This is a genomic window from Vibrio sp. 99-70-13A1 (assembly GCF_013114625.1).
Taxonomy (GTDB): domain Bacteria; phylum Pseudomonadota; class Gammaproteobacteria; order Enterobacterales; family Vibrionaceae; genus Vibrio.
Genome location: NZ_VTXD01000057.1, coordinates 1 through 11,329, shown reverse-complemented (window position 1 = coordinate 11,329; position 11,329 = coordinate 1). Strand labels below are relative to the sequence as shown.

Genomic DNA, 11,329 nt, shown 5'->3' with positions numbered 1-11,329 from the left:
TGCTATCCCCACCACTGTTACAGCCTGTTGATAGCGCAGCAAACAATAAGATGGGTGCCCAATGAAAAGTAATATGCATTTAGAATTCCTGATACAAATCTTGAATGGAATACAAAGAGTTATACGCTCATCGTTTATCCAGCCGATTTTGAAAGTTGTAATGATGTCCTAACCGATACACCGCACGAACTATGAAAATGCTCAAAGGAAAACCTGAGTTTTGTTAATAAAAATTTGGGTGAGATGCGTGTTTTTTCAGAAACATATAGATACGAGCTTTAGAAGGAGAGGGACGTTGGAGGCGGAAATATAGATAGGCTAAGTATGGCTTTAGTTCAACTAGCTTTTGATGTAATAGCTTTGGTTTTAATTGCTTTAGTTTTAATAGCTATAGTTAAAAAAGACGTTCGGTAAAATAGGATGGTGAGGTGTCTTGCTGGTGGGCAATTAAATTCGTTGCAACTTAAATAAGAAAAATCCGAGTGCGATTAAAACACTCGGATTTCATAAAAGATATATTCGCTTTCTCGTTATTACTTAACTTTGAAGATACCTCTTTGTTTCTCTACTCGACTACAATTAATCTTCGTAGTTGTCGATGCTTGGGCAAGAACAGATTAGGTTACGGTCGCCGTATACGTTATCTACACGGTTAACAGTAGGCCAGTACTTCGAGTTCTTTGTTGCTTTCGATGGGAAGCAAGCCAGTTCGCGAGAATAAGGGCGATCCCATTCTGCGCCTGAAAGATCAACTTGAGTATGCGGTGCGTTTACTAGAGGGTTGTTGTCTAGTGGCCATTCACCGTTTTTCACTGCTGTCATTTCATGACGAATTGCAATCATCGCTTCACAGAAACGCTCAAGCTCTTCTAAATCTTCTGATTCAGTTGGCTCAATCATCAATGTACCCGCAACTGGGAATGACATTGTTGGAGCGTGGAATCCGTAATCCATTAAACGTTTAGCAATGTCTTCTTCACTGATGCCCGTCTCTTCTTTAAGCGGACGAATATCAATAATACATTCGTGCGCAACGCGACCATTAGTACCGCGGTAAAGAACAGGGTAATGCGGAGCAAGTTGTTCCATCAGGTAGTTAGCATTCAGAATAGCGACTTTCGTTGCCTCTGTCAGACCCGGTTCACCCATCATAGCAATGTAAGCCCAAGAGATAGGTAGAATTGAAGCACTACCTAGATCGGCAGCCGATACTGCGTAGTCAGAACCCTGTACACCGTTTTCAATGTGACCTGGTAGGAAAGGTGCTAGGTGTGATTTAACACCGATAGGACCCATACCCGGACCGCCACCACCGTGTGGAATACAGAAAGTTTTGTGTAGGTTCAAGTGAGAAACATCAGAACCGATGAAGCCAGGTGAAGTAAGACCAACTTGAGCATTCATGTTCGCGCCGTCTAGGTAAACCTGACCGCCCGCTGCGTGTACTTGTTCACACACTTCTTTCACTTGCTCTTCGTATACGCCGTGCGTAGAAGGGTAAGTGATCATGATGCTTGATAGGTTGTCTTTGTGCTTCTCGATTTTCGTAGCTAAATCTACCATGTCGATGTTGCCATCTTCATCACACTTAACAACCACTACTTTCATTGAAACCATCGACGCTGTTGCAGGGTTAGTACCGTGCGCAGAGCTAGGGATCAAACAAACGTTACGGTGACCTTCACCGCGGCTTGCATGGTAACGTTGAATCGCGATCAGACCAGCATATTCACCAGATGCACCAGAGTTAGGCTGTAGTGAGAAATCGTCGTAACCGGTGATTTCACATAGCTTCTCTTTAAGATCTTTTGCTAACGCTGTGTAACCAGCCGCTTGCTCAAGAGGTGCAAATGGGTGGATAGAACCAAACTCAGGCCATGTTACAGGGATCATCTCAGCAGCAGCGTTCAGCTTCATTGTACAGCTGCCCAGCGGGATCATGCCGTGCGTTAGTGAGAAGTCTTTGTTCTCAAGCTGTTTTAGGTAACGCATCATTTGCGTTTCGCTGTGGTGAGTATTGAATACTGGGTGAGTCAGGAATTTTGACTCACGACGGCAGTTTTCTGGGATTGCTGCAAATTCATTTGATGCAATGTCAGAAGATAGCGCTTGAATGTCTTCTTTCACGTCGAAGATTGCGAATAGAGCATTCACGTCGTCGATCGTGGTTGTTTCATCTAGGCTGATGCCGATTTTACCCTTAAGAAGGCGTAAGTTGATGTCTGCTGCTTGCGCTTTCGCGTACAGTGCATCTGTCTTATCTTCAGAGTTGATCGTAATGGTATCGAAGAAGCTGTTATTCGTTAGCTCGTAGCCAGCCTTTGTAAGACCTGCCGCTAAGATAGCCGTCATGTGGTGTGTACGACGAGCAATGGTACGAAGACCTTCAGAACCGTGGAATACAGCGTAGAAAGACGCCATATTCGCTAATAGAGCTTGAGCGGTACAGATGTTCGAAGTCGCTTTCTCGCGGCGGATGTGTTGTTCACGAGTTTGCATTGCCATACGCAGCGCTTGGTTACCGTGAGTATCAATAGATACACCGATTACACGACCTGGCATTGTACGCTTATGCTTTTCACGAGTACCCATGAATGCAGCATGTGGACCGCCGTAACCCATAGGAACGCCGAAACGTTGCGCTGAACCGATTACTACGTCTGCGCCCATTTCGCCCGCAGGCTTAAGAAGAGCTGAAGCTAATAGGTCAGTAGCAACGGTTACGAGTGTTTTGTTTGCTTGAGCTTTCGCAATGATGTCTGTTAGGTCTTTTACTTCACCAGTTGTGCCTGGATATTGAACCAATGCACCAAAGACGTCTTGCTCTGTAAGTGTTTCAAGAGCACCAACCATGACTTCAAAACCGATGTATTCAGCACGAGTCTTAACGACTTCTAGTGTCTGAGGGTGAACATCATCTGCTACGAAGAATACGTTGCTCTTACTTTTACCAGCACGCTTACACAGTGTCATTGCTTCGCCAGCCGCTGTCGCTTCATCAAGAAGTGATGCGTTCGCGATTTCCATGCCCGTTAGATCCATCACCATTTGTTGGTAATTAAGCAGAGCTTCAAGGCGACCTTGAGAGATCTCTGGTTGGTATGGTGTGTACGCTGTGTACCAGCCTGGGTTTTCTAAAACGTTACGTAAAATAACGTTTGGAGTGAATGTGTTGTAGTAACCTTGACCGATAAAAGTACGCTTAACTTGGTTCAAGTTTGCGATTTCTTTTAGAGACGTCAGCATATCCATTTCACTAAGCGGAGCCGCTAGCGTCATCGGTTTCTCTAAACGGATTTGTGCAGGCACGGTTTCGTCGATCAATGCATCTAAGCTAGCAACATTGATAGCATCAAGCATTTTTTGCTGGTCTGCTTTATTTGGGCCGTTGTGGCGAGCAACAAACTCGTTTTGAGTACCCAAGTCTTTCAGTAATTGGCTTTGAAGTAATTCTGTCATGATATCGTTCTACTTTCTCTCTATAGGAACCGTGAGCTAGCCCCTAAAATTAAGCTGCTCAAAAAGAGCAGCTTTATCGTGATCGGGTTACCTAATTAGTCTTCTTCGATAGAGCTTAGGTATTCTTCAGCGTCTTTAAGGTTGCCTAGTTCAGATGCGTCAGACATCTTCACTTTAACAATCCAGCCACCTTCATAAGGTTCTTCGTTAATAAGCTCTGGGCTATCTTCTAGCTCTTCGTTAATTGCAACGATTTCACCAGTGATTGGCGCATAGATGTCTGATGCTGCTTTTACAGATTCAACAAGAGAGAAGCTTTCACCAGCTTCGATTTCGTCTTCTGTATCTGGTAGGTCAACGAATACAACGTCACCTAGCATTTCTTGAGCGTGCTCAGAAATACCGATTGTCACAGTGCCGTCACCGTTGTCTTTTACCCACTCATGGCTGTCTGCAAACTTCAGTGTATTGTCCATTGCTAATTCTCCAAAAATTTATGAGATGTTAATTTAAAAACGAGTAATTATTTTTAACAGTCTTAACGGTAAAGAGGGAAGCGTTTGCAAAGCTCTTTTACTTGCTTGCGAACACGTTGCTCAACTTCGGCATTGCCTTCAGGGCTTTCAACTAACCCATCTAGTACATCACCGATCCATTGACCGATAAGCTTGAATTCTTCAGTACCAAAACCACGAGTGGTTCCAGCTGGTGTACCTAAACGAATACCCGAAGTAATCATAGGTTTTTCTGTGTCAAATGGTATACCATTTTTGTTACATGTGATCCCTGCACGCTCTAATGCCTCTTCAGTTACGTTACCTTTCAAGCCCTTAGGGCGAAGGTCAACCAGCATTAAGTGCGTATCAGTACCGCCAGTCACGATATCACAACCGCGAGTTTGCAATACTTCAGCAAGAACTTTTGCGTTATCGATCACTGAATCAATATAAGTGGTGAATTCAGGACCAAGAGCCTCACCAAATGCAACCGCTTTAGCCGCGATAACGTGCATCAGAGGGCCGCCCTGAAGACCAGGGAAAACTGCAGAGTTGATTTTTTTGTTGATGTCTTCGTGATTGGTAAGAATCATACCGCCGCGAGGACCACGTAATGTTTTGTGCGTCGTTGTTGTCACTACGTGTGCGTGCGGAAGCGGGCTAGGGTGAGCGCCAGTAGCAATAAGGCCAGCAATGTGTGCCATATCTACCATTAAGATTGCGCCGACTTCATCAGCGATTTCTCGGAACTTTGCAAAATCGATTACGCGTGGAATAGCACTACCACCAGCAATGATCATTTTTGGCTTACTTTCGATAGCTAATTGACGTACTGCTTCGTAATCAATTTCTAACGTATCGCGATCAACACCGTACTGAACGGCATTAAACCATTTACCAGACATCGCAGGGCGAGCACCATGAGTAAGGTGACCGCCGGCATCTAAAGACATGCCTAAAATAGTGTCACCTGGTTGAAGAAGTGCAAGCTTAACGGCGCCGTTTGCTTGGGCACCAGAGTGAGGCTGTACATTCACGTATTCGCATTTGAAAAGCTGTTTAGCACGTTCAATAGCAATGGCTTCAACAGTATCAACATGTTCGCAACCACCGTAATAACGACGGCCAGGGTAACCTTCGGCATATTTATTCGTTAGGCATGTGCCTTGAGCTTGCATTACTGCTTTTGAAACGATGTTTTCAGAAGCAATGAGTTCGATTTGTTCGTTTTGGCGTGTGTTTTCTGCTTGAATTCCAGCAAACACCGCATCGTCTGTCGCAGCAAGAGTCGTAGAAAAAAAGCTGTCTAAGCTATGGCTTTGGTGTGCGTTGTTCATTGTCGATGACCTTTCATTTTAACCGATGGTGAATCTTTATTATTGTTCCATCAGTATTACGTTAGTTTCTGCATTGTTATCGTTTGCGTCATTTTTGTAATTACGTCAAACAATCGCTTGTAGGGTCAATGCAGTACGAATTGGTCCCCAAAAAAGTAGGGTAAAAACAGCTTAAGCAAATGTTAAAACTATCATTCGCTTCGAGCAGAAGTAGCATCTCTTCATCTAACAAGTCGATAACATAGCTTTCCTGTGACAAACAATCAATCAAAAATTTCCTATAGGAAACAGATTTTCTCATTATGTTACCGAGAGCACGGTTTATTTTACTGTGTGCTCTTTAATCAACAAAGGTCTTCGTGCAACAATAATATTTATAGACAGGATGCATAAAAATAACGAGGGACCTATGTCAGAAGACATCTATGATGAGTACCCATCTTTAACGTTGGCGAAAGAGTCGCTAGACCAAAATATAGAACCCTTGAAACTAGGGCAGAGAATCAAAGAGATACGAAGTAAGTTGGGCATTACTCTAGAAGAAGCCAGCCAAAGAACAGGTTTGGCTCGTTCTACGTTAAGCAAAATTGAAAATGAACAAATCTCTCCGACTTACCAAGCGATGCAAAAGCTCGCTTTAGGTTTGCAGATAGATATGCCTCAACTCTTTGAACCACCAAGAAAAAAGGTGGCAACAGGGCGTAGGGATCTAACTAAGTCAGGGCAAGGTAAACCCCATCCAACACCTACTTACGAGCATGAGCTTCTGGCCACTGAATTATCGAACAAAAAGATGATGCCTTTTAAAAGCCGAGTGCGAGCGCGTAGCTTTGATGAGTATAGTGATTGGGTTCGTCATGATGGTGAAGAGTTTTTGATGATCATATCTGGCTCAGTTATGTTTTATTCTGAATTCTATGAACCGGTTTCAATGAGTGAAGGGGATAGCATGTACTATGATGCGAATATGGGGCATATGTTGATCTCTTCGAGTGTTGATGATGCTCATATTTTGTGGGTGACTGCAAAATAAAACAAAGAAGAATAAATTTCTTATAGTGAAGGCAACCGTTTGCTTTTGTTGCTAACTTCGATTAACAAGCGCCATTTTGATGTGAAAATCATCAAAATGGCGTTTTTCTTTTTCAGTCCCAAATGTGATTTAATTGTTAAATGTCACATTTTAGACTGTTTTAATCTTGTTAAGGCTATAAAACTGCCTCATGCTTGTTTACTATAGTGAACAAGGTTTACTCATGTAGATCATGGTTTATTGAAGTGAATTCTTGGGAATTTGATTTACGCTTAAATTAGGTTCCCACTATCTACCGGGTCTTATCGATATTTGTTCAAGGTATCTTATTAGTAAGATCTGTAATCAAATACATAAGAGACGACTCTTAATAGAGACAAAGCGGCAGGCTTAAATGAAAGCCCTGCAACGCATGGAGAATAAAATGACTCAAGAACAAGCTAACTTACTGAACACACCATTGCATGCTTTACATGTTGAAGTCGGCGCTAAAATGGTTCCTTTTGCTGGCTATGATATGCCCGTTCAGTACCCACTTGGTGTTAAGAAAGAGCACTTACACACGCGTGCTGCTGCTGGTTTATTTGACGTTTCGCACATGGGACAACTTCGCCTACATGGTGAGAATTCCGCGAAAGTACTTGAGTCACTCGTTCCGGTAGATATTGTTGATCTCCCTGCTGGTAAACAACGTTATGCGTTTTTTACTAATGAACAAGGCGGGATCATGGATGATTTGATGGTTGCTAATCTAGATGACCATCTTTTTGTTGTGGTAAATGCAGCGTGTAAAACACAAGACATTGATCACTTAACTGCCCATCTGCCTGCGGATGTTGAACTAGAAATTATTGATGATCGAGCGTTACTTGCATTGCAGGGACCTAAAGCATCTGAAGTTCTGGCTCGTTTCCAACCATCTGTTGCTGACATGTTGTTCATGGATGTGCAGAAAGTGGATATCGATGGCGTAGAATGCATTGTTAGCCGTAGTGGTTACACAGGCGAAGATGGTTATGAAATCTCTGTACCAAACGATCAAGCTGAAGCTCTGGCTCGTAAATTAACGGGTGAAGAGGAAGTAGAGTGGATTGGTCTTGGTGCTCGTGACTCACTTCGTCTTGAATGTGGTCTTTGTCTGTACGGTCATGACCTAGATACAACGACAACTCCAGTAGAAGCAAGTCTTCTATGGGGCATTCAAAAAGTGCGTCGTACTGACGGTGAACGTGCTGGTGGTTTCCCTGGCGCTGATATCATTTTAGAGCAAATTGCGACTAAAGATGTACAACGCAAGCGTGTTGGTTTAGTGGGTCAAACTAAAGCTCCAGTGCGTGAGGGTGCTGAACTATTTGATGCAGAAGATAACAAGATTGGCGTAGTGACAAGTGGTACTGCTGGTCCAAACGCAGGTAAGCCGGTTTCTATGGCTTATGTACGTACGGATTTGGCTGTTATTGGAACGGAAGTATTTGCTGAGGTTCGTGGTAAGAAGCTAGCGATGACCGTTGAGAAAATGCCATTTGTACCGCAGCGTTACTACCGAGGTTAGCATTAACTTGCTAAGAGATTAGCGCAGTTTGCTATGAGGTTAGTAAAGTTTGCTGGAAGATGATGGTTCATTGTTACTGTTACTCTCTTAAACTTATACTAATTTCCGCCAGTAAAAGTTGAATAATAGATAAACCTACTGAGTCTTCATCAGTAGGTTTTTTGTTTTTTATTAGACGATTAACATTATTCTCATAGCTTTCAAATGATGATTCGAAGTGAAAAATAGATCTAGCAGCCAAATCAATGTCACCATCCTCGATATTCATCTCATTCATGCCTATTGATTTAACGCTACACTTGTATTAACAAAGAAAATTGTTTGTAGTAGCTGAGTATTTCATAAAGATGTAATGGAGCAACATAATGAAGGTGAATCGATTATCTATAAGTTTATGTTTATTGCTGTCAGGCTTTGCAAGTGCAAGTGCAAGTGCAAGTGCAAGTGCAAGTGCAAGTGACAGCAATGATGTTTCGAGTTATATAGTTAATGGTGAAAATGCATCAGTCAGCGTATTTCCTTCAATAGCGAATTTATTTCTTGATAGCTTTGAATATGATGGGAAATATTTCACAAATCCTTTTTGTGGTGGGACTATTTTAGATGAGCACCATATCTTAACCGCCGCGCATTGTATCTATGGCAATGAAGCTATTTCACTTTTCACCGTTATAGTGCCTCAATTGCAAAATGTTCAGGACTACCCTCTAGGCGATATTCAAAGAAATAGAGTCACAGAAATTTACTATCGCAATGACTACAACGATGATATCAATTATTTCTTAGAAAACGATGTTGCTATTTTAAAGCTGGAAACAGCCATGAACATCGATACTGTTAATGATGTTATCCGTAGACCGAATAGTGAGTCTTATCGAAGTGATCAGATCAACACGAAGTTCACTGCAGTAGGGCACGGGGATACCGTATCAGGCTATGATAGTAATGATCAGTTATTGCAAGTTGATTTAACACCCGTTAGCAATAGTGCTTGTTCAACGGTGTTTTTTAATGGGGAACGAATAACCACTAAGCAAATTTGTTTTGATGGGGATTACAGCTTTTTAACAAGGCTTAAAAACGGTACCTGCCAAGGCGACTCTGGCGGTCCCGTTTATTGGCATGATGGAAGTGAATACGTACAAGTAGGGATCACCAGCTTTGGTCCATCATCATGTGGTGCAAATATAGGAGTGACCTCCGTATTCACCGAAATTCATGATTACAAAGATTGGATTGATAGTGTTTTGGCTGGCGGGGAAACTCCCAAGTCGACTAGCTCTGATAACATCAGAACTAATTACTTAGCAGTAAATGGTGAAATTGAATATTTTGGTAACAGCCCAGCAGGCGGTGACTCTTCAAGCAGCAGTAGCTCTAGCGGAGGAAGCATTTCCATATTGGGATTGCCACTTATCTTGTTAGCGGGTTTAAGACGTAGAAAATTTAAATTTTAAGTGATGATGTAAAAAGCCGCTCAAGTTGAGCGGCTTTTTATTATGTAAACGTTTCAGTTGCCGATAAGTTACTCTGTGTTTCCGGTTGAAAGTAGTTTTGGTTGACAGTAATTCTGGTTGAAAGAATTCCGGTTGACAGTTTAGAGCAGAGTCGTTAATTCAACAGCACAGATAGCGGTTTAAGTATGACTTGTTTTAAACTCAGCAACAGCAGTATCCATATCATTGGCTTGCGCCGATACACTATCTACTTCAAGTAAGCATTCTTGCGCTGAATGCATATTGTTATCTGAAATTCCGTTAAGCTCAGTTATAGACTCACTGACTTGATTCATCACAATACCTTGCTCTTCAATGGCAGAAGCAATACGTTCAGAGTTGGCTTGGATAGTGCTCATATCTGTGATTATTTGGCTTAGGCTAGAGTCGAGTAATTCAGAATCTGAAAGAGTGGCTTGACCTTGCAAATTACACTTGTCGATATCACCTACAACAGTCGACATTTGACTCTGAATCGCAGAAACAACCTTAGTAATCTCTTCTGTTGATTGATGTGTACGACTTGCGAGTGCTCTAACTTCATCGGCTACTACTGCAAAGCCTCTACCTTGTTCACCTGCTCGTGCTGCTTCAATTGCTGCATTCAGGGCAAGTAAATTAGTTTGTTCAGCGATTTCTTGGATGATGTTGACCGCACCGCCAATTTTATCGACATGTCCATTGAGTGAATTAATCGATGTTTGGCTATTTGCTAGAGTTGATGAAAGCTCACTGATGTTCTGCACGGTTGTTCTCACGACTTCACGCCCACTTTCTGCATTATTGGCAGCTTGCTGAACACCTTCAACGGCAATAGTTGTACTTTCTGATATCTCATTAATGGTAGAGACCATTTCTTGAACAGAAGTTGCCATTGTTGCCGTGTGATCCGCTTGTACATGAAACTGTGTAATAACGCCTTCAAGCTGGTTATGCATGTTGCCAGTGCTACCAGATAACTGCTTAGATTTATCTTGAGAGCCAAGAATGAGGGCTTCAATCTTATCTAGCAAATTATTGAAATGTTGACCAATAGAGGTCAACTCATCATTGCCAGGTAGGTTAGCGCGAATCCCAATATCATTCGTTTCCGATATTTGGCTGATAATATTAGATAAAGATTGAACCTGACGGTTAATTGAGCGAGATATTTGAAAAATCAAACCTGAAATAATGAGAAGGACAACACCTGAAACCAGTTGTTTAATAAAGGTTAGGCTCTCAAGTTGCTGTGTGTTTTCTTCATGTATAGCGGCAGAGAAAGCCTTAAATTGTTCTTCAACTGCATGAGATAAAGAGCGTGTCTCGCCTAGCAGTCCTTCGTTGTATTTTAGCCCGATAACTTTCTCTTGCTCGATAAATTGACGGCTAGAATCAATCAATTCAGTACTGTTAATTGAAGAGATTAAATCGAAATTATAGACCCCGCTATAAACAGCCTTATTAAATAGTAATAAGTCTAAAGCTTGCTTTGTTGAAGCTTGGGAATACGCAGAGTCAAAGGCCTGGTTATATGTACCTTTTAGCCCTTCTTTACTACTTAGCCCCAACTTCTGGTAGCTGAACACTAATTTTTTGAAACCTTGCTGATATGACACTAAATCTTGACGAAGATTGTAGCTAGAAGGGAGTTGATGCTTTTCTAATATGACAGAGAGTTGTTTCTCTAAATCTAAAAACAGAGTGACATTAGACTCAAACTTGTCTAAATATTTAATGTTGTTTCTGAGAAGAAAGTCTTTCTCATTCCTACGTAAATGAAGTAAACGAGTCTCTAATTGGGAAACTAGATTAGTTGCTTGATTCAAATCTCCAGTGGTTGTCGCGAAATGTGTTGCTGTAAATAATAGTGTTAATACACCTAATACGGCAATAAAACCAAGCGAATAAAGCTTCTGCTTAATGTTCATCATCGATCCTTAACTATTGTCTTTATGCATATCTCAGAAATATAT

The 11,329-nt window shown here is 41.9% G+C and carries 7 protein-coding genes; 3 read left to right on the top strand and 4 right to left on the bottom strand.

The window, feature by feature from the left end; genetic code table 11:
• Positions 1-579 precede the first annotated feature (579 nt).
• The 3 genes from gcvP to F0226_RS21370 all read right to left on the bottom strand — a co-directional run bounded on the left by gcvP (position 580) and on the right by F0226_RS21370 (position 5,293).
• Positions 580-3,459 (bottom strand): aminomethyl-transferring glycine dehydrogenase, encoded by a 2,880-nt coding sequence (gcvP, locus tag F0226_RS21380; RefSeq protein WP_171737526.1) that lies wholly within the window; start codon positions 3,457-3,459, stop codon positions 580-582.
• Positions 3,460-3,554: 95 nt separating this feature from the next.
• Positions 3,555-3,935, bottom strand: a complete 381-nt coding sequence (gene gcvH / locus F0226_RS21375; RefSeq protein WP_171737525.1) for a glycine cleavage system protein GcvH — start codon at positions 3,933-3,935, stop codon at positions 3,555-3,557.
• A 62-nt stretch (positions 3,936-3,997) separates the two neighbouring features.
• Positions 3,998-5,293, bottom strand: coding sequence for a serine hydroxymethyltransferase (locus F0226_RS21370; protein ID WP_171737524.1), 1,296 nt, complete (start codon positions 5,291-5,293; stop codon positions 3,998-4,000).
• Between the two features lie 409 nt (positions 5,294-5,702).
• Between F0226_RS21370 and F0226_RS21365 the strand changes: the two genes are divergently transcribed.
• The 3 genes from F0226_RS21365 (at position 5,703) to F0226_RS21355 (ending at position 9,335) form a co-directional block, all read left to right on the top strand.
• Positions 5,703-6,326: an XRE family transcriptional regulator gene (locus F0226_RS21365; RefSeq protein ID WP_171737523.1), complete on the top strand. Its 624-nt coding sequence runs from the start codon at positions 5,703-5,705 to the stop codon at positions 6,324-6,326.
• A gap of 424 nt (positions 6,327-6,750) precedes the next feature.
• Positions 6,751-7,878 (top strand): glycine cleavage system aminomethyltransferase GcvT, encoded by a 1,128-nt coding sequence (gene gcvT / locus F0226_RS21360; RefSeq protein ID WP_171737522.1) that lies wholly within the window; start codon positions 6,751-6,753, stop codon positions 7,876-7,878.
• A 365-nt stretch (positions 7,879-8,243) separates the two neighbouring features.
• On the top strand, positions 8,244-9,335 hold the full coding sequence (locus F0226_RS21355) for a serine protease (RefSeq protein WP_171737521.1): 1,092 nt from the start codon (positions 8,244-8,246) through the stop codon (positions 9,333-9,335).
• Positions 9,336-9,514: 179 nt separating this feature from the next.
• Here the strand turns inward: F0226_RS21355 and F0226_RS21350 are convergent, their stop codons facing one another.
• Entirely contained in the window at positions 9,515-11,284 is a 1,770-nt protein-coding gene (locus F0226_RS21350; RefSeq protein WP_171737527.1) for a methyl-accepting chemotaxis protein, read from the bottom strand.
• Between the last annotated feature and the right edge of the window lie 45 nt (positions 11,285-11,329).

What these genes read in the sequence shown, in the direction of transcription:
- gcvP (WP_171737526.1), bottom strand. Translation starts at nt 3,459, where the DNA reads ATGACAGAATTACTTCAAAGCCAATTACTGAAAGACTTGGGTACTCAA.
- gcvH (WP_171737525.1), bottom strand. Translation starts at nt 3,935, where the DNA reads ATGGACAATACACTGAAGTTTGCAGACAGCCATGAGTGGGTAAAAGAC.
- F0226_RS21370 (WP_171737524.1), bottom strand. Translation starts at nt 5,293, where the DNA reads ATGAACAACGCACACCAAAGCCATAGCTTAGACAGCTTTTTTTCTACG.
- F0226_RS21365 (WP_171737523.1), top strand. Translation starts at nt 5,703, where the DNA reads ATGTCAGAAGACATCTATGATGAGTACCCATCTTTAACGTTGGCGAAA.
- gcvT (WP_171737522.1), top strand. Translation starts at nt 6,751, where the DNA reads ATGACTCAAGAACAAGCTAACTTACTGAACACACCATTGCATGCTTTA.
- F0226_RS21355 (WP_171737521.1), top strand. Translation starts at nt 8,244, where the DNA reads ATGAAGGTGAATCGATTATCTATAAGTTTATGTTTATTGCTGTCAGGC.
- F0226_RS21350 (WP_171737527.1), bottom strand. Translation starts at nt 11,284, where the DNA reads ATGAACATTAAGCAGAAGCTTTATTCGCTTGGTTTTATTGCCGTATTA.